Genomic DNA, 17232 nt, shown 5'->3' with positions numbered 1-17232 from the left:
TGGATGGTCCCCGCGCTCCAAGGTGCTCGCCGGGTACCTCGAAGTCGTCGACCAGTGGGAGGACAACGCCCTGATCGGCGTGCTCTAAAGCCTGCTCCAGAAGTCCGTGAGCAGGCATTTCCCTTGTATGAGTGGGGTGTTGAGGGCCGAGCCGGTATGGATCGAGGTGTTCACCGGGCTTCGGGCGGACCGGTTCGCCCGGCTGGTGCGGGCGGTGCGGAGTGTGGTGGTGAGCATCCGCGGATGGGGCGGCCGTGGCGGCTGCCGCTGGCCGAGCGGGTGCTGCTGGTGGCCGTGTACTACCAGACCAACCTGACCGTGCGGCAGCTGGCGGTGCTGTTCGGCGTCTGCCCGGCGACCCTGTGCCGGACCATCCAGCAGGTGGGCCCGCTCCTCTCGCTCGAGCCGGCGCCCCGCCCCGATGGTGCGGTGGAACGGCTGTGGATCGTGGACGGCACGCTGATCCCGGTGTGCGACCGCACCGTTGCCGCCTTCAGCCGTAACTACCGCTTCTCCGCGAACGTGCAGGTCGTCATCGATACCGACACCCGCCTTGTGGTCGCCACCGGAACCCCGGTGGCGGGCAATATCGCCGACGCCCATGTCTTTCGGGACACTGGCCTGGCCGAGGTCTGCTCCGCAACCACGGTGCTCGCCGACGGCGCCTACTGGGGCACCGGTCTCTCAATCCCGCATCGCCGCCGCGGCAAACGGCCGCTGCTGCCCATCCAGGAAGCCGACAACACCGAGCACCGCAAGGTCCGCGCTCGTGTAGAGCACACTTTCGCCCGGATGAAGAACTACAAGATCCTCCGCGACTGCCGACAGCGCGGCGACGGCCTCCACCACGCCGTCCGGGCCGTCGCCCGCATGCACAACCTCGCCCTCGCCGCATGAGCGACGAGCACGCGCCAGCGCACCGCAACGCCCGCTCACGGACTTCTGGAACAGGCTTTAGCCGATACCGGCTGCCGAGCGACGGAACTCAGTGGGCGGGAACCGGCTCGGACGACGGCTGCCACTCCCGCCTGATCAGCCCGTAGACCCACGAGTCAGAGACCTCGCCGTTGACGACGCAGTCTTCCCGCAACGTCCCTTCACGCACGAAGCCGAGCTTCTCCAGCACGCGGGCAGAAGCCACGTTGCGCGTATCGGTCTCAGCTTGGACGCGATTTAGGTCCAGCGTGTCGAATGCCCACCGCAGCAGAGCGCGCGCGGCCTCGGTCGCGTAGCCGTGGCCCCACGCTGCATCGTCGAAGCAGTAGCCAAGCGACGCGCTGCGGTAGTCCGGATTCCACCTGTTCAGGCTGCACCAGCCGATGAACGCCCCGTCGGAGACACGATCTACGGCCAGCCGCGACCCGGTGCCCTCCTGTGCCATCTGCCGGCAAGCCGTGATGAACTTCTCGGCGCGCACGTGTTCGCTCCACGGTGGCGCGTCCCAGTAACGCAGCACGTAGGCGCTGCTCTGTAGTGCGAAGAGGTCGTTCGCATCCGCGTCTTCGAAGGCACGCAGTCGAAGGCGAGCAGTGTGCAACGAGGGGGTGGGCAGCGACGTCCTCACGTTCTCTCCCCTGATCGGTGGGCGATCAGTCAGACATCCGTTGCGGGTCACCCGCAACGGGTTTTCTCGGCGGGCTGGCAGAACGACGTGTCCGCTCATCGGCGCGACCGAGCGCCCCCAGAGGGCGGCATCTGAGGTGATGCCCGGTTTAGCCTTTCGGTTGGGCTGAGCAGGCTGGTTGCGGCCCGCCGGAGGGGCTACGGCCGTGGCAGGGTGAACAGCCCCTGCTCGGTCTCGGCCAGGATCCCCCGCTCGGCGAGCCGCTTGAGCTTCAGACGGACGTTGTTGATGTTGCTGGGAGCGACCTCCAAGTCCATCGCCTCACACCCCGCCCGCGCCCGCAGCGGGGCATCGGCCGCGGCGAACACCGCCATGATCTGCTGGTAGGCCGGATGGTCCGGCAGCTTCGCGGCCAGCGGCACGGGCAGTGGCGGATCGGGCAGCTCCAGCAGCGTCTTGCGAGTGATCCGGATCTCTTCGGCAGTGGTGTCGAACCCGACCAGCAGTGCGGTCAGCTCCGCGATCCTCAACGTCAAAACGCTCCGCTGGACTGGCGGTTGCAGCCTGCGGAGCGCAGGTCAGACCAGGACTCGTCCCGGCACAGCGCGAAGAAACAGGAAGCCACGGATCCCCGCCCGAACCCCGTGCCGCGTAGCGGCACAGCAACGGACGAGAAGGCCAGAATCCTCGGGCTTCAGCCCGAGGAGCAAGTCAAGGTGCCGAGGTACTCCAGCCGTCGCGCTCCATGACGCAGACGTGTACCGCTGCGCTCACACGAAAGCGCAGGCCGAAGCCGGCTGAACGGTGCCGCATGTCCGACCCCGGATCCGGTTGGGTCGACAGCAGCACGGCGAGATCAACCGTTGGCGACTTCCCGCGCCACGCGTTCGAGTCGGCGCCGGTGGTTCTCCCACCATGCCTGATCTCCTGGTGGCATGTTGTCGTTGCCCTCCAAGCACCCGACGGCTCCGTCGATGAGCTCTCGCACGATGTCGGCGTGGCCGGCATGCCGCTGCGTATCGGAGATCACCCGCACAAGGATGTGGTGCAGCGTCACCTCTTGCCGTTCCTCCGGCCACCACGGGACGTGACCGATCGCGTCAAGCGCCAGCGTCGCGATGGTGCCGTTGGAGTGCTCCCACGCCTGGTGATACAGCCCAACGATCTCTTCGCGTGACTCGTCGGCTGTGGCCCACATGTCCGCGTTGAGTTCTGCGTTCTCCGTATACCACCAGGGCGGCGGCTCCTCGTCGAAGAACGGCCGTCCGAACGTGTCGCCGAAGTACCCCAACTCCACGCCGGCGACGTGTTTGACCAGCCCCAGTAGGTTCGTGCCCGTAGGGGTCAGCGGGCGGCGGATGTCGTAATCCGAGAGCCCATTGAGCTTCCACAGCAGGGCGTCACGCCCGTCTTGTAGGTAACGGAGAAGGTCCGCTTTCGGATTCGGCTCGATCATGCCGGGCAGTCTTCCACCCGGCACTGACATCAGTCGGGCTCTGTCGGACAACGCGCGACGCTGCTTCTAGGCCCAGACGCGGACACCGGACGAGGGTGACCAAGTTGGTTTATTTCAGCTCCTGTTGTTGGCTGACCGACAGCATCAAATGAGAGATCCCCGGAGGTGTGCTCCAGCTGTGGGATATGCAGCAGGTTCCTCCGCGGGGGCAGGTAGCGGCCGTCGGGCGATGGTCCGGTGGATCCGCGCTGTCGAGCACGAGCTCAAGCGAGCGGCGCGACCGAAGACCACACGCCGAACCACTGCTCGGCGCCGTACGCCTCGAATCGCTCCAGCTCGGTGAACCCGAGCTTCGCCGCGAGGCGCATCGAGCGGACGTTGGCGGTCTGGGTGTACAGCACTACCGGCTCACCGGGAAGCGCGCCGGCAAACCAGTCGAGTGCCGCTGCGCACGCCTCGGTGGCGTACCCGCGTCCCCACGCCTCCGGCAGGAACAAGTAGCCGAGCTCGGTCTCCCCGGGCTCCAGGCGGTTACCCGGACGCTCGGGGTCTTGCGGGTCGAGGTGGATTATGCCGATCGTCGCTCCGTCGAGCTCGACCACGAAGAAGCCAGGGCGCCGCCCGGGCACCTCGGGCACCGTGCGTTCGAGCTCGGCACGCGGTCGAGGGCCACCGAGGTAAGTGCCCACCTCTGGCGAGGCGTTCAGCTCGATGACCACCTCGCGGTCCCGGGCCTCGGACTCGCGGAGTACGAGCCGCTCCGTCTTGATCGGCGCAGGTGGCCAGGCGAGGGCTCTGTGGTCGGTCATGCCGGCCAACCTAACCAGCAGACTCAGAAGCGATCAAGACTCGCCGACCGATCAACCCACCGGCCCGGGGCCTCACCGTCACTAACATGGCCGGGCCACCCGTACCCGGGACATGTCGTCACGGTGGACCTGGTGGAAGAGGATCCGAGCAGTACCACCAGGTCCTGGTCCGCGTACTCGCGCAGCACCGGCCAGGACACGGCCGGCACTGAGCCGTCGGCCTGGGCGTGCGCGGCGGACACCAGACGGCACAGCCGCGCCCATCCGGCCGGGCTCTGAGCGAGCAGCGTGATGCGCAGTGGCTCCGCCACGTACGCCCCGCCGCGGACCGACGACCACGGGCTCGGACGCTCCCGGGGCGGGCTGACCACCAAGCTCCACCTGGCAGTCGAGCAGGCCCAGAAGCCGATGTCACTGGTGATCACGGCCGGACAGCGCGGTGACTCCCCGCAGTTCCAGGTGTCCTGGGGTGTATCCGGGTGCCCAGGCTCGGGCCCGGCCGCCCGCGCACCCGGCCGGACAAGGTTCGTGCCGACAAGGCGTACGGCTCCCGCGCGAACCGCGCCTACCTGCGCAAGCGCGACATCCGCTGCACGATCCCGGAGAAGCGCGACCAGATCGCCAACCGCAAGAAGCGCGGTTCCCAGGGTGGTCGGCCGCCGAAGTTCGACGCCGCGGATTACAAAGAGCGCCATGCGGTGGAGTGCGGCATCAATCGCCTCAAGCGCCACCGAGCAGTGGCAACGAGGTACGACAAGCTCGCCGTCCGCTACGAGGCGACCGTGCTGGTCGCGGCCATCAATGAATGGCTGTGACCGGCACGGTGGCGGGGACCTCGCGAGGCTGGGACGAGCTCAGGGCTGGTGACACATCACTCGATTCCGAGGGGTCCGATGCCCAGGTCCTCACGCATGAGGCGACGCATCTGCGCCATAGCCTTGCGTCGCCGCTCTATCAGGGGCGCGTCGTCGGCGGAGCCGACAGTCACTCCACGGGCATAGGCGTCGCGGATCGCGCGCAGGCGGTGGAACGCCTCGTTCCCCGCCTCCACGACCTGCGGGGGGCCCACGAGCCAGAGGCGCTCGCTCGCCGTGTAGATGCCGGTGCCGCGCACGGCTTCCCGCACCGCCGCGTCGCGTGCCGACTCGGACATGTGGTCGCCCAGGGCGACGGCCCGTATCTCCTCACCCGCGGCTTTGAGGGCGGAAACATACTCCGTGTAGACCTCGCGCCGTACTTCCAGAGCGTGCCTTGCTTCCTCCCGCCGCCACCGGTTGCGGTCGGCGATCAGAGTGGCTGCGATGCCGATGACGGCACCGGTCAGTGTGGAGAGCAGGGGCGTCCAGTCCATGTGTCGCAGCTTGTCGAAACCGGTGCGCTGGCACCAGTGCTTTCGCTACGCATGGCTGTGACCAGCACTTTCGGTCGAGTGTTCGTCCTCGTAGTGGCCGCGGGTCGCGGTCGTCGGTGTGGGGGCGTTGGTCACGTTGTCCGTGACGGTGAAGCGGCGGACGCCCGGTACGGCTGCGGTTCCCGCGCAGGCCAGGCTGACCGCGATCGCCGCGGCCCAGAGCGGCGCCTGCGGGCCCCACGCGCTCGCTGCGAGCGGGGCGAGGACGTAACCGAGGGGCATGGCGGCCAGGGACAGCAGCCAGTCGTACGAGGTGACGCGAGCCAGCACGCCGGGCGGGATGGCGGCCTGGACGGAGGTCTCCCATACGGGGTTGAGGAAGCCGAGGCCCGCCAGGGCGAGGCCGTAAGCGGCGATGATGGTGACAGCCGGGGCGCCGGCCGCGAACAGGGCGAGCGGCAGCGCGTAGGTCGCCAGGCCGAGGTTGGCCACGAGGATGGGGCGGCGGGGGCGGGCGCGTCCGGCGAGCAGGGAGCCGAGCAGCAGTCCCACGGCTCCCGCCTGGAGGATCGCCACCCAGGTCCCTTCGCCGCCCAACTGCCGTACGGCCAGGGCGGGGCCGATCGTCATCAGCACGGCTGCGGCTCCGTTCCACATGGCGTGCGCGATGAGGCTCGTCCAGTACCAGTCCCGGTTGCGGACCTCCCGCCAGCCCTCCACGAGATCGACACGCAGCGAGCGGCGCTCTGCCGGGACATGGCCGATGCGGATCGCGGCGAGCAGCCCCGCGCTGACGGCGAAGGACGCGGCGTCCAGGACGAACGCCCAACCGGGTCCCGCGGTGAGAATCAGCGCGCCGGCCAAGGCCGGTCCGCCGAGGCCGGTGGCACTCTTGACGGCGCCGAGCGCCGAGTTGGCGGCCTGCCGGTCGTCGCCGGGCACTGAGCCGGTGATCAGCCGCGGCAGCGTCGGCATGGCGAAGGCGGAGGCGGCCCCGCCGATCGCCTCCGCGAGGGCGATCTGCCACAACCCGGTTGCTCCGCCGAGGAGTTGGAGACCGACGTAGAGCTGCGCGGCACAGCGTACGAGATCGGTGGTGAGCGCCACGATCCGAGCGTTGAACCGATCTCCGACGACACCGCCGAGAGGCAGCAACAGGAGTCTCGGCACCATCGCGCAGCCGAGGACGATCGCGAGGGCGGACGTGGAGCCCGTGGCCCGCAGGACGGCGAGGGACAGCGCGGCGGGCACGACGGCGTCGCCGACAAGGGACAGTGACCGCCCCAGGAAGAGCAGCCGGAAGGCGCGGTTGCGCAGCAGTCGGTGTGACATGCCGCCGAATGTATTTCGGTATCAAACTTTCGTCAACGAAATATAAAGCTCCGAAATGTATGGTGCCGAAGCGTCGCGGCGTAGGCTGGGAGCCATGGAGCACAGGGAGCCCGGGGCGCGCGACTGGACGGACGATCACGTCACCCGCTGGATGACAGTGCTGCCCGACCTCGACCCGGACATCGAGGGCGCGGTGACCCGCATGCAGAAGGTCACCTGGTATCTGGGCAAGGTCCGCGAGCGATCGCTGGCCAACTACGACCTGGAGCGCCACGAGTTCGACACGCTGCACAAACTCGCCGCCCGCGCGGGCCGGGCGACACCGTCCGAGCTCGCCACCGATCTCGACCTCGCACCAGCCTCGATCACAGGCCGCCTCGACGCTCTGGAGCGCCGCGGTTTCGTACGCCGTAAGCCGTCGGAAACCGACCGGCGCCGCGTCGACGTAGAGCTGACCGACTCCGGCCGCACGACCTGGCTGAGAGCGATGGACGTGGTCGGCCACGAGGAATACCGGCTTCTCGGCGTCCTCTCGCGGGACGAGCGTCATGCTCTGTCCGACATGCTGCGCCGCGTCGCGCTGGCCGCAGAGGCACACGATGACGCTTCCTGACCTCGACCACAACGCCCGGATGGCCGACGCGCCGCTCGCGGTTGGCCCGGCCGACCGGGCAGCGGCCCACCCTGAAGCCGGAGATCGAAGCCCGTTGCATCAACTGACCCGGCCCCGGCGACAGACGCGGCGGCTTCTGAACGAGGCACTGCACGCATGCAGCCGCGGCCTCACCTCGCACATCGCCGCTCAGCGCGATTGCGGCCGACTGATTCCGCATGTCGTCAACTGGAGTGGCGACGGGTTCCTCGCAAGTCCCATCGGGAGCGTTCGGGCAGTTCGTGCTGTACAAGGGGGTACGACCACGCTCTACTCGAATGAGTGAAGATATGCCAGTAACTCGCAGATTCCAGGAGTCAGTTCCCTAAATTGCGAGTCTGTGGGGGATTCCGAAACCCGTCGCTTCACGCTGCTCTCCGGTGGCAGTACGCCAGACCTTCCCGCGGGCCCGGACGAGGGGCTCGCGGACGTGCTCACCCTGCAGCGACCGAGTGTGCCTTCGTCGTCGCGGGAGGCGGAGCGCGGCCTGTATCAGGACTCGCTGGCGGAGTACTGCTGGGCCCGGGACGTGGCGGGACTGGCGGCGACCACGCTGAAACAGTTGGTGCAGCCCGTGATCGAGGTCTGCACCTTCTACGACGTGCTCCCTTGGGAGCTGACGTTGCGCATGCTCGGCCAGTACTTCGCCGGTCCGGGCAAGCGCGGTCGTCAGACCGTCCGTAAGAAGATCACGAACATTCACCACTACTTCGCGTTCCTCGAGCAGCGCCATGCCGGAGAGATCCGGCGCCGGTTCGCGGCGATTGTGGAGTCGCGGGTCGATGCCTTCAACCAGCCTCGGCACCGTGGTGACTTCGGGCTGCGTATCCCGCCGTCGCGGCCGCAGATGGAGGCGTTCTTCGCCGCCTGGCGGCAGAGTCTCGCTGCGGCACGCAAGTACCCGGTGGCCGTGCGGAACTACGTGATGGCCAAGATCACCTACATCTCCGGGGTGCGGGCGTGCGAGCTGTGCCGGGTGCGGATGGGCGATCTGCACTGGGACAACGGCCAGTGGGGCCGGTTCTTGGTACGGGGCAAGGGCGCGAGAGGGTCAGGCCCGAGGGAGCGCGAGGCGTTCATGTTCGCCGAGGGCCGGGAGCTGTTGTGGTGGTACGTCGAAGAGGTGCGCGGCCTGTTCTGCGACGATCCGCTGGACCCGTACGCTCCATTGTTTTCCTCCGAGCGGTTGCCGGCCGCGCTGGGGGCGGTACCCGCGGTGGCGCCGGAGATGCACCCCGATACGTTCCGCCGGGCGCTGCGCGCGGCGTCGCAGGAGCATCTGACCGGCACGGTGACGGTGCTGTTCCCGCATCTGCTGCGCCACGCGTGCGCGACGCACAACTATGAGGCGGGGATGCCTCTTTGGGATGTTCAGGTGCTGCTCGGGCACCAGTGGCCGACCACGACGATCGGCTATCTGGCCTCCGCGAAGGCGGATCCGGAGCGGACCTGCTCGGAATCGTCCCGGCGCGCGGTTCGCCGACTGACAGAGGAGACCTGACGTGAAGTGGAATCTGCGCTGGGTGGCGGCCAAGCGCGACGTCTGGCGGCCCAGTGACCTGAAGACCGCCTTCGAGGAGGTGGGCTTCACTCCGTCGCTGAGCAAGGTGTGCGTGCTGTGGTCGGCCAAGCCGCTCACCGTGCGGCTCGACGACCTCGACATGATCTGTGCGGCGCTGCAGTGCACGGTCGCCGACCTGCTGGAAGCCGAGCCCTTGGCGGCCGGCGGCGATCTGGGCGAGAGGCCGCAGGCGGTGGGAGAGCGGCCCCGTGCGGGCAGCGGGCAGCGCCCGGTGCCCAAGCAGACCGGTGAGGTCGGCGCGCGTTGCCTGCCTCCGAACTGACCCGTGAGCGCGACCCGGCGGCCCGCGGCGGGGAGCTGTGAGCTGTGCTGTACGTGGGGCGTGGTGGAGTTGAGCGGCCTGTGCCCGCAGTGCGCGACCGCGCGCCGCCGCTACCGCAAGGGCGGCACGCACGGCGTGCGGTACCGGAAGGCGTCGTGCCGCCGGTGCGGGTGGCCGGCGATCGTGTCCAGCGACGGCACGTGCCGCTGCTGTCGTCTTCTGGTTCGCCTGGGCGGCGACGATGCCTGGCTCACCGCCGAGCTCGCGCGCCAGAGCCTGCCACCGGGACGTCCTCAGCAACTCGCGCTGCGCCTTCACCCGGTGCGCCTGCCACGGGCCGACCCCCTGCGCCAGACCGACACCCCGCTGGTGCGCCAGCAGCCGCCCGCCTGGGCCCTGCGCGCGGCCGCGGCGCCCGCGCCGGCCGATGACCCCGCCGTGTGTGTCGAGGAAGTCCCCGGCCAGCTGGGTCTGTTCCGGCCCTGGCCGCGCACCTTCACCCGCGCCCACGCCTCGCGGATCCGCGACCGGCCCCTGGCGGGGCTCTGCGAAGTGGACGCAGTGCTGCAGGAGATGGCCCGAGAGCGCCGCGTCGGCGAGACCTGGAGGTTCCACACCAGAAAGGGCGCACGCCTTGCCCTTGCCTCCCGGCCACCGGATGAGCAGCGGGTACGGCCCGAAGCGCTTGCAGACCTGCCGCAGATGGCGCCGACCTTGAAGGAGGCCTTCGACCGTGCCGGTCTGCTCGCCTGGCCGCGGGCCCGCATCGTCCCGACGTGGTACGGGCCCAGGCAGGGGAGTTGCCGCGACTGCCTGGCCTGGACGAACGAGCAGCCCAACGGTGCGCTGGGTGCCTGAGAAGGCCCTGGCCGGCCTCGGCCTTCTCGATGACGCCCTCGCCATGGACCTGCGCAAACCCCAGGACTACTTCCACCGCATGTGGTCCACCGCCTTCCGCGCCACCGACCTCGCCGCTGGACACGACGAGGGTAAGTACAGCGACGAGTACACAGCGGCCGACGACGAGGAAGCACGCAGATGAATCCCGCCACCGTCCCGGAACCTCGCACAGCCGCCGCCCTGGCGGCCCGCCGTCGCAGAGCAGAGGCCGCACTTCAGCGGGTCCACGAGGCCATCACCCGGCTCCGGCGGGAGAAGGCTCAGGTCAGCGTCGCCTCCGTCGCCCGCCGCGCGGACGTCTCGCGCACCTTCCTCTACGACAATCCCGAGGCCAGGACCGCGGTCGCCACCGGCGTGGCCGAGACCGGCGAACGCCGGTCCCAGATGCTCGCCGACCAGGACAATGAGCACGAGGCGACCTGGCGTGAACGCGCACTGAACGCCGAGGACGCCCTCAAGGCCGCCCACGCTGAGATCCTCACCCAGCGCACCCGAATCGGCGAACTCCTCGGCCAGATCCGCGACTTGCAAGCCGAGTGGACCGAGGAGGCCATCCAGCGGATCACCACCGAGAACACCACGCTCAAGCAACGGGTCCGCCAGCTCACCACCGACAACCGCACTCTCGACGAACGGCTCAAAGCCGCGTGCTCAAATCTCCGCTTCCAGGACCGACGCGTCGCCGACCTCGAAGCCCAGATCACCGACTCAACGGTGCGTTGAATCAGCTCGGTCGAGTCCAGATGGCGGCTCACCGACCAAGGCTGGCGAGCCGCCGTCGCGGGCAGTGCAGACAAAGCCGTCAGGGCCCTCGACGGGATGGTTGTTTTTCTTCACACCAAACTCAACTGCCGCCGGGGGACTGCGAGTTACGCCCCGTCGGCGCCCGCCTCCCTACGCCTGCGCGCGTGCGGTGAACCTGCCGTCGGGACGCTTGTGCAGCCAGCCACGGTCGGCGAGCTTGGTCATCTTCGCCCGCAGCGGCTCCAGCTTGCCGCGCACCGAGGCGTCCAGGCCCAGCCGCTCGCCGACCGCCCTAACCTGCACCGGGCCGTCGGGCTCCCGCACGATCGCCAGGATCTTGCGGTAGTCGCCGGGCAGCGCGCCCTCATCGCGCGTCGCTACGGTGCGGAATGAGCAGGACTGCTCGCCCGTCACTCGCACCCCGCTCGGCGAGCTCTCCACGCTCCCCGCACCGCAGACGACCGCCGCAGGCACACGTCGACCGGACCGGCGTCAGTAAGTGCCACCGGCCCCGCCGCGAGCGCGGGTCGGGCACCGAGCCGAACCAGAGGCTCAGGTGAGCGGTCTGGTCGGGGTCCGTAATGATCACCAAGCCCGCGCCCGCACCGCTACCTGCCCCTCACGCCAAAGACCCGTACAACCACGGGACTTGTAGCCGCCTGGTTTCAGCCTGCGAACGTTTCTGCCCGCGAATTGTGTGAGAAGTGTTGACGTCATTCATGGGATGTCTAGCATTCTCCTGATCGATACTTCGACCCCTGTTCGGTATATCGGACAGACGCATCACACCGGCAGCCGGACAGCCCCTGACGGGCCACACCGGAGTCGCTTGCTCAAGGATGACGAGGTCCTTATGCGCAGACGTAGTTTCAGGCTCAGACGCCCGTCCGCGGTGCTCGCCGCCGCGGTTGCGGCCCTGGCCGCGCTGGCGGCGCTGCTCGTCGCCAGCCCGGCTCAGGCGGCCACCACCAGCGACTTGCGCAGTGTTGATTCCGGCCGCTGTCTCGATGTGTCGGGCTTCAGCCAGACCGACGGCGCGAACGTGCAGATCTGGGACTGCCACGGTGGAATCAACCAGCGGTGGACGTTGACGGACAGCAACCAGCTGACTGTGTACGGCAACAAGTGCCTGGATGTCCGGGGCGGTGCCACCGCGGCCGGGACCCCGGTGCAGATCTGGACGTGTACCGGCAGTGACAACCAGCAGTGGCGGGTGAACCCCGACGGCACGATCGTCGGCGTGAGGTCCGGGCTGTGCCTGGACGTCTCGGGCTGGGGTAAGGCCAACGGCACGGCGGTGCAGATCTGGTCGTGCCACGGCGGCGCCAACCAGAAGTGGACCGGCCTGTCCGGGGCGAGCAACGCATGTGCTCTTCCGTCGACGTACCGCTGGACATCGACCGGCCCGCTGGCGGAGCCGGCGAACGGGCAGGTCGCGCTGAAGGACTTCACCACCACCACGTACAACGGCAAGCACCTGGTCTACGCGACCACCTCCGACGGAACGTCGTGGGGCTCGACGGGGTTCAGTCCCTTCACGAACTGGTCGGACATGGCGACGGCCGGCCAGACCAAGATGAACGAGTCCGCGGTGGCGCCCCAACTGTTCTACTTCGCGCCCAAGAACGTCTGGGTGCTGGTGGACCAGTGGGGTCAGTGGCCGCTCTACTACCGCACGTCCAGCGACCCCACCAACCCCAACGGCTGGTCCGCCCGGCAGCCGCTGTTCACCGGCAGCCTCCCCGACGGCCCCGGGCCGAACCAGAAGAACGCCCCGATCGACCCGACCATGATCGCCGACGACCAGAACATGTACCTGTTCTTCGCCGCTGACAACGGCAACATCTACCGGGCGAGCATGCCGATCGGGAACTTCCCGGGCAACTTCGGCTCCTCGTATACGACGGTCATGAGCGACACAAGGGACCTTCTGTTCGAGGCGCCGCAGGTCTACAAGGTCCAGGGCCAGAACCAGTACCTCATGATCGTTGAGGCGCAGGGGACGAACCGCTACTTCCGCTCGTTCACCGCCTCCAGCCTGAACGGTCCGTGGACCGTCCAGGCCGGCAGCGAGAGCAGCCCCTTCGCGGGCCAGGCCAACAGCGGTTCCACCTGGGCCCAGGGCGTCAGCCACGGTGACCTGGTCCGCAACAACCCCGACCAGACCATGACCATCGATCCCTGCAACCTGCAGTTCCTCTACCAGGGCCTCCCCAACAACACACAGGAACCCAACTACATGAAACTGCCGTACCGGCCGGGCCTGCTCACCCTGCAGCGCTGACCCGCCTGATCCACGGTGATCGCGATGTGGTGCGGTCCGCCGACGCGTAGGCGAGCGGTTTACGGCGTGGGCAACTCCACCTGCTGACCGATACTCACCACCGTGAGGAACCCCAGCCGCGCGTCGGTCGGGGTTCCTCCCTTTCGTGGTTTTCCCCCGCGGGCGCATGGCGGCGTAACGGGCAAGCGTGCACTGATCCGTACCTGACATCCGTGCGCAGTCCGGCAGGATTCGATGACGATCCCGCATTCGAGGAAGTCGTGGCCGAACGCCGCTGGTGCCCGGCTGGTCGGCCTGGTGGATCAAGTCGATGACGTCGCGGTGGCGGCGGCCGCCGTCTGTCTTTTCCTGTGCTTCCTGTGCGGCTTCAGCCGCTCGGCCACCGCGGGGCGGTGTGCGGTCGGACATGTGATGGTTCGCGCCGTCGAGGTCGAAAGGGAGCCGGGGCGTGTCACCGGGGCACCAGGTCACAGGGGCACCGGGTCCGGTGAGACGGTGCGACCGCGTCTCGGCGAAAAATGATTGAGATGGCAACCTTTCCGCTCTGAGTGGCCACTTAGGGGTGTACCGACGAGGGCGAGCCGTGGTCAGCGGCGCTACGCCCTCTGTGTCAACACCCGATCGGAGCCCCACGTGTCACCAGACAACCCGAGATCCGCCGAGCAGCCGATGCCTCGGGGTCGCACGCCCCGCCGTAGCCGGATGCGCCGCCGCTTTGTCGCGGGGGCGGTGGCGGTGCTCGCCGCCTCGGTCGGCGTCGGCGCCCTGGCGCCCAGCGCGGGCGCCGCGCCGACCGTCCGCATCCGTGTGGATGCCGGTACCTCCTTGGGCACGGTGCCCAGCAGTGGTGTCGGCCTCAACACGGGCTTCGGCGACGAGCACATGGGGGACGCCAAGGTGACATCGCTGATGAAGGCCGCGGGAGTTCGGCAGCTGCGCTATCCCGGCGGCTCCGGCGCGGACGACTACCACTGGAAGACCCACACCTCCGGCGACGGCACCGGCTGGATCCCCTCCAACACCGACTTCGACCACTTCATGGCCACCGCGAAGAAGGTCGGCGCCCAGCCGATCCTGACCGCGAACTACGGTTCCGGCACCCCCCAGGAGGCCGCCGACTGGGTCAAGTACGCCAACGTCGACAAGGGCTACGGCGTGAAGTACTGGGAAATCGGCAACGAGGTCTACGGCAACGGGCACTACGGCGACGGCAAGGGCTGGGAAACTGACAACCACGCCGACAAGAGCCCGACGGCGTACGCGAAGAACCTGATCGCCTACTCGAAGGCGATGAAGGCCGTGGACCCGAAGGTGAAGATCGGAGCGGTGCTCACCACCCCCGGCGGCTGGCCGGATACGGAGAAGGCCCCCGGTGACAGCGCCGACTGGAACCACACGGTGCTCTCCATCGCGGCGAAGTCGATCGACTTCGTCATCGTCCACTGGTATCCGGGCGGCACCACCACGGCCGACCTGCTGAACACCCCCTCCCGGATCGCCGGTGTCAGGTCCACGCTGCGCTCGCTGATCGCCACCTACGCGGGCTCGCGCGCCGCTTCGGTGGAGATCGCGGTCACCGAGACCGACGGCGTCGGCTCGCCCTCCTTGACCAGCCAGGCCGCAGCCCTGTTTGCGCCGGACACCTACATGACCTGGTTCGAGCAAGGCGCCACCCACGTGGACTGGTGGAACCTGCACAACGGCACGGACCAGGCACCCACCACCGTCAACGGCCAGACCGACTACCAGGACGGGGGCATTCTCTCCGCCGGCACCTGCGCCGGGGGGAAGTGCCAACCGCCGCGCGACACAACCTTCCCCACCTACTGGGGCATCCGCTCGCTGACCGCACTGGCGAAGCCTGGCGACACCATGGTCAAGTCGTCCTCGGGCAACTCGTCGGTCACTGTGCACGCGGTGCGGAACAGCACCGGCGGTCTGAACGTCATGCTGATCAACAAGAGCCCGCGGAACGCGGCGCCGGTGTCGCTCTCGTACGCCGGATACACCCCGGCCGCAGGGGCGGTCACGACCGTTTCGTACGCCAAGGGAGACACTGCCCTGACGACGGCGAAGCGGGGCACGGCGGTCGCACAGACGCTGCCGCCGTACTCGATCACGACTCTTCAGCTGAAGCCCGCGTCGGGGACCGCCGGCACTGACAAGCCGACGCCCGCCGCCACGCCGACCGCCGCCGTGCCGGTTGTCACCGCCTCCGGCACGATCGGCACCCGTGCGCAGGGGGGGATCGGCGCACCCGTCGGCCAGGCGACCCCGAGCAGCGCGTCCGGCGACCTGGCTTCCACCGGGGCGAGCAACGCTGTCACGTACAGCGCCTTCGGTGGCCTGCTGGTCATCGCTGCCGGCGGCTTGCTGGTGCTCCGCGGACGTCGCCGCAGGGGCTTGCACGGGAAGTGAGACCGCGTGAGTGACTGACGGCCCGGCAGCAACGCCACCCACCCGTGGCGTGCGCGCCGGACCGTCGGCCTCCGCGCCGGCGTCGGCGGTCAGGAAACAAACAAGGCCCGGGTCGTTGACCTGGACCTGGCCTACCTCGGCACCGGTCCCGACCCGTGGGGCGGCCCACGGGCCGCGTTCCGGGCCACCGTGGAACTGCCGCGCGAGGACTTCGCGATGAACTACAACCAGGTCGTCCAGGTCGTCCAGGCCGGCATGGCCGCCATCGGCACCACGCGCCGCGTCGGGATCGACCTCCAGGCCGTCCAGGGCGCAGCTTCCGCCGCTCGCCTGACGGCGGAGACGGCTCGGCCCCCTGCCTCACTCGGGAAGCAGGGGGCGGATCCTCACCAAAATCCGCATGAACGCCCGCCACGCGACCACGCTCCTGCGGGCTCTCCTCGTGCTGACGAACGCCGAGGTCCAGCGTTGACGGACGATCACCTACTACCGATCACGCCCACGACCGGCACGAGCGCCCCAGCCCCGAGAGGCTCAACGGGTACCGCAGGCCTACCAGTTGGCCGGCAAACTCGCGACGTAGCTGCTCAGGCTGGGTTGATCGGTGCGTTGGCGCTGGCGATGAGCTCCTCCGCGTCGGGCAGGAAGGCTTTGAGGTCGGTCTGGTCCTGGCCTTCGATCCCGATGGCGAACAGATGGCTTCTGCTTCCGTACTTGACGTCGGACAGGTACAGCCGCAGCACCGCCGGCTCGGCGATGCCGTAGATGTTGTCGCCGGAATTCGGCCAGGTCAGGAAGTCCGCGCAGGCCCGCGCCGGGCAGTCGGAGGCTTCGTTCACCGCCTTGCCGGAGATCGCGATGTCGACCACCTTCGCCGGGAGCGCGCCGGTGCCGATCGTGCCGCTGCGAGGTTCGGAGACCTGTAGGTTGGGGCGGCTCCTGAGCCAGGCCAGAAGCCCTGTTGCGGTGCTGGGCACTCCGGCGGCACGTTTCCGGTCCTTGCCCACCGGGATGATGTCGGACCAGAACAGGACCCGGTGGGTATCCCAGTTGCCCTCCGGTGCCACGGAGAACTCGACGGGCTGGTCCTCATGGCTCTCCCACTGGCCTGTGAATGTCACCGTCAGCTGCCCGTTGAAGAAGTGTGCCGTCCGGTACGGGCCCGCCGACAGGCTTCCGGGATCCGAACCCCCTGAGAGGCACGCCGGTGCGCAGCCCGGGATCCGTGCCGATGCCGTGGTCGTCGGAGTCCCGGATGACCTACCCGAGCCGCTTGCTTCGCCCGGGCCGCTGGTGCTGCTGCACCCGCTGACGAGTACTGCGGACAGCAGGACCGGAATGAGCCCGAGACCGGATTTCATGACGGACTCCCCTTGTCCGGCGGCCAGGTCGGCCCAAATGCTTCCAGAGGTGCTGAAGGAAGTGAAGGAGGGCGAAGGCGTACATCCATGGGGCATTGGCCCGCACGGCACGTGCCCCCCGGCCCACGAACTCCCCGGGCCCAGCGGACAGTCGGCGGCGAGCAACAGCCACCACAGCTGGTTCCGGCTGGTGACCCACGAGCACGGCCTCGCCTTCTCCGAAGTCTGGCTTCTTCTGCCGGACATGTGACCAGACGTCGTGGCCGACTGCCCGCACAGCGACGCTCGGTCACAGCCGGCAGGTTGGAGAGGGCGCAGTGGCGGCAACGGGTCCGATGACGGAGATCGGTGCGCCGGCGCCGAGGGCGTCTTCGAGGCGCTCGCGCGACTCGGTGCCCTCGCTGACCCGCGGGACCGGGGGAGTGCCGCGCATGGTCACCGTTCCGCCGTGGGGGTTGCGGCTTGCTTCCGGTGCGGCACCGTCGAAGGGGCTGCTGGGCCGGATTGCGCGGGCTGA

18 protein-coding genes and 3 pseudogenes are annotated in these 17232 nt (G+C 68.7%); 13 read left to right on the top strand and 8 right to left on the bottom strand.

The annotated features are described in order from the left end of the window. Nucleotides 1-127: 127 nt before the first annotated feature. A pseudogene (locus OIC96_RS01185) lies at nucleotides 128-897 on the top strand (transposase). 88 nt (nucleotides 898-985) lie between these two features. Here OIC96_RS01185 and OIC96_RS01180 read toward each other — a convergent pair. The 4 genes from OIC96_RS01180 to OIC96_RS01165 all read right to left on the bottom strand — a co-directional run bounded on the left by OIC96_RS01180 (nucleotide 986) and on the right by OIC96_RS01165 (nucleotide 3829). Further along, entirely contained in the window at nucleotides 986-1615 is a 630-nt protein-coding gene (locus OIC96_RS01180; RefSeq protein WP_406502304.1) for a GNAT family N-acetyltransferase, read from the bottom strand. A 146-nt stretch (nucleotides 1616-1761) separates the two neighbouring features. Then, nucleotides 1762-2094 (bottom strand): hypothetical protein, encoded by a 333-nt coding sequence (locus OIC96_RS01175; protein ID WP_330309761.1) that lies wholly within the window; start codon nucleotides 2092-2094, stop codon nucleotides 1762-1764. A 326-nt stretch (nucleotides 2095-2420) separates the two neighbouring features. Beyond that, entirely contained in the window at nucleotides 2421-3020 is a 600-nt protein-coding gene (locus OIC96_RS01170) for a DinB family protein (protein ID WP_330309762.1), read from the bottom strand. Nucleotides 3021-3283: 263 nt separating this feature from the next. Further along, nucleotides 3284-3829, bottom strand: a complete 546-nt coding sequence (locus tag OIC96_RS01165; protein WP_330309763.1) for a GNAT family N-acetyltransferase — start codon at nucleotides 3827-3829, stop codon at nucleotides 3284-3286. Nucleotides 3830-3961: 132 nt separating this feature from the next. On the opposite strand from OIC96_RS01165, the gene OIC96_RS49755 reads away from it, so the two are divergent. Together OIC96_RS49755 and OIC96_RS01155 are read left to right on the top strand one after the other, a co-directional pair. Next, nucleotides 3962-4108, top strand: coding sequence for a hypothetical protein (locus OIC96_RS49755; RefSeq protein WP_406502222.1), 147 nt, complete (start codon nucleotides 3962-3964; stop codon nucleotides 4106-4108). A 54-nt stretch (nucleotides 4109-4162) separates the two neighbouring features. After that, a pseudogene (locus OIC96_RS01155) lies at nucleotides 4163-4644 on the top strand (IS5 family transposase); the annotation flags it as partial. 56 nt (nucleotides 4645-4700) lie between these two features. Here OIC96_RS01155 and OIC96_RS01150 read toward each other — a convergent pair. Together OIC96_RS01150 and OIC96_RS01145 are read right to left on the bottom strand one after the other, a co-directional pair. After that, nucleotides 4701-5180, bottom strand: a complete 480-nt coding sequence (locus OIC96_RS01150; RefSeq protein ID WP_330309764.1) for a hypothetical protein — start codon at nucleotides 5178-5180, stop codon at nucleotides 4701-4703. 45 nt (nucleotides 5181-5225) lie between these two features. After that, a complete protein-coding gene (locus tag OIC96_RS01145; protein WP_330309765.1) occupies nucleotides 5226-6512 on the bottom strand; it encodes an MFS transporter in 1287 nt (428 codons plus the stop codon). A 94-nt stretch (nucleotides 6513-6606) separates the two neighbouring features. Between OIC96_RS01145 and OIC96_RS01140 the strand changes: the two genes are divergently transcribed. The 6 genes from OIC96_RS01140 to OIC96_RS01115 all read left to right on the top strand — a co-directional run bounded on the left by OIC96_RS01140 (nucleotide 6607) and on the right by OIC96_RS01115 (nucleotide 10631). Further along, nucleotides 6607-7125 (top strand): MarR family winged helix-turn-helix transcriptional regulator, encoded by a 519-nt coding sequence (locus OIC96_RS01140; RefSeq protein WP_330309766.1) that lies wholly within the window; start codon nucleotides 6607-6609, stop codon nucleotides 7123-7125. Between the two features lie 379 nt (nucleotides 7126-7504). After that, nucleotides 7505-8665 carry a tyrosine-type recombinase/integrase gene (locus OIC96_RS01135; RefSeq protein ID WP_330309767.1) on the top strand — a complete coding sequence of 387 codons (1161 nt, stop codon included), beginning with the start codon at nucleotides 7505-7507 and terminating at the stop codon, nucleotides 8663-8665. A gap of 1 nt (nucleotide 8666) precedes the next feature. After that, complete coding sequence (locus tag OIC96_RS01130; protein ID WP_330309768.1) at nucleotides 8667-9008, top strand: helix-turn-helix domain-containing protein; 342 nt, start codon at nucleotides 8667-8669, stop codon at nucleotides 9006-9008. Nucleotides 9009-9011: 3 nt separating this feature from the next. Beyond that, nucleotides 9012-9866, top strand: a complete 855-nt coding sequence (locus OIC96_RS01125; RefSeq protein ID WP_330309769.1) for a hypothetical protein — start codon at nucleotides 9012-9014, stop codon at nucleotides 9864-9866. Further along, nucleotides 9859-10050 carry a hypothetical protein gene (locus tag OIC96_RS01120; protein WP_330309770.1) on the top strand — a complete coding sequence of 64 codons (192 nt, stop codon included), beginning with the start codon at nucleotides 9859-9861 and terminating at the stop codon, nucleotides 10048-10050. Before OIC96_RS01125 ends, OIC96_RS01120 begins: the two co-directional genes overlap by 8 nt. Next, the gene (locus tag OIC96_RS01115) at nucleotides 10047-10631 is read left to right on the top strand and encodes a DUF6262 family protein (protein WP_330309771.1); all 585 of its coding nucleotides are present in this window, start codon (nucleotides 10047-10049) and stop codon (nucleotides 10629-10631) included. Before OIC96_RS01120 ends, OIC96_RS01115 begins: the two co-directional genes overlap by 4 nt. 171 nt (nucleotides 10632-10802) lie before the next feature. On the opposite strand, the gene OIC96_RS01110 is transcribed toward OIC96_RS01115, so the two are convergent. Next, nucleotides 10803-11126 (bottom strand): hypothetical protein, encoded by a 324-nt coding sequence (locus OIC96_RS01110; protein WP_443058303.1) that lies wholly within the window; start codon nucleotides 11124-11126, stop codon nucleotides 10803-10805. 379 nt (nucleotides 11127-11505) lie between these two features. Between OIC96_RS01110 and OIC96_RS01105 the strand changes: the two genes are divergently transcribed. From OIC96_RS01105 to OIC96_RS01095, 3 genes and pseudogenes are all read left to right on the top strand, one after another. Then, the gene (locus OIC96_RS01105) at nucleotides 11506-12936 is read left to right on the top strand and encodes a non-reducing end alpha-L-arabinofuranosidase family hydrolase (protein ID WP_330309772.1); all 1431 of its coding nucleotides are present in this window, start codon (nucleotides 11506-11508) and stop codon (nucleotides 12934-12936) included. A 702-nt stretch (nucleotides 12937-13638) separates the two neighbouring features. Further along, the gene (locus OIC96_RS01100; protein WP_330309773.1) at nucleotides 13639-15354 is read left to right on the top strand and encodes an LPXTG cell wall anchor domain-containing protein; all 1716 of its coding nucleotides are present in this window, start codon (nucleotides 13639-13641) and stop codon (nucleotides 15352-15354) included. A 108-nt stretch (nucleotides 15355-15462) separates the two neighbouring features. Then, nucleotides 15463-15666, top strand: a pseudogene (locus OIC96_RS01095) (YceI family protein); the annotation flags it as partial. A 275-nt stretch (nucleotides 15667-15941) separates the two neighbouring features. Here OIC96_RS01095 and OIC96_RS01090 read toward each other — a convergent pair. Then, nucleotides 15942-16475, bottom strand: a complete 534-nt coding sequence (locus OIC96_RS01090; protein ID WP_330309774.1) for a hypothetical protein — start codon at nucleotides 16473-16475, stop codon at nucleotides 15942-15944. A gap of 289 nt (nucleotides 16476-16764) precedes the next feature. On the opposite strand from OIC96_RS01090, the gene OIC96_RS01085 reads away from it, so the two are divergent. Then, nucleotides 16765-16965, top strand: a complete 201-nt coding sequence (locus OIC96_RS01085; protein WP_330309775.1) for a hypothetical protein — start codon at nucleotides 16765-16767, stop codon at nucleotides 16963-16965. Nucleotides 16966-17232: the final 267 nt, after the last annotated feature.

It is taken from the genome of Streptomyces sp. NBC_00775 (genome assembly GCF_036347135.1).
GTDB classification, from domain to species: domain Bacteria; phylum Actinomycetota; class Actinomycetes; order Streptomycetales; family Streptomycetaceae; genus Streptomyces; species Streptomyces lutosisoli.
The sequence above is the reverse complement of the archived record's forward strand: the minus strand, read 5'-3'. Positions and strand labels throughout refer to the sequence as shown.

Bases quoted from the DNA above. Each gene is read 5' to 3' on its own strand.
- OIC96_RS01170 (WP_330309762.1), bottom strand. From the start codon at position 3,020: ATGATCGAGCCGAATCCGAAAGCGGACCTTCTCCGTTACCTACAAGAC.
- OIC96_RS01165 (WP_330309763.1), bottom strand. From the start codon at position 3,829: ATGACCGACCACAGAGCCCTCGCCTGGCCACCTGCGCCGATCAAGACG.
- OIC96_RS01150 (WP_330309764.1), bottom strand. From the start codon at position 5,180: ATGGACTGGACGCCCCTGCTCTCCACACTGACCGGTGCCGTCATCGGC.
- OIC96_RS01145 (WP_330309765.1), bottom strand. From the start codon at position 6,512: ATGTCACACCGACTGCTGCGCAACCGCGCCTTCCGGCTGCTCTTCCTG.
- OIC96_RS01140 (WP_330309766.1), top strand. From the start codon at position 6,607: ATGGAGCACAGGGAGCCCGGGGCGCGCGACTGGACGGACGATCACGTC.
- OIC96_RS01115 (WP_330309771.1), top strand. From the start codon at position 10,047: ATGAATCCCGCCACCGTCCCGGAACCTCGCACAGCCGCCGCCCTGGCG.
- OIC96_RS01105 (WP_330309772.1), top strand. From the start codon at position 11,506: ATGCGCAGACGTAGTTTCAGGCTCAGACGCCCGTCCGCGGTGCTCGCC.
- OIC96_RS01100 (WP_330309773.1), top strand. From the start codon at position 13,639: ATGCGCCGCCGCTTTGTCGCGGGGGCGGTGGCGGTGCTCGCCGCCTCG.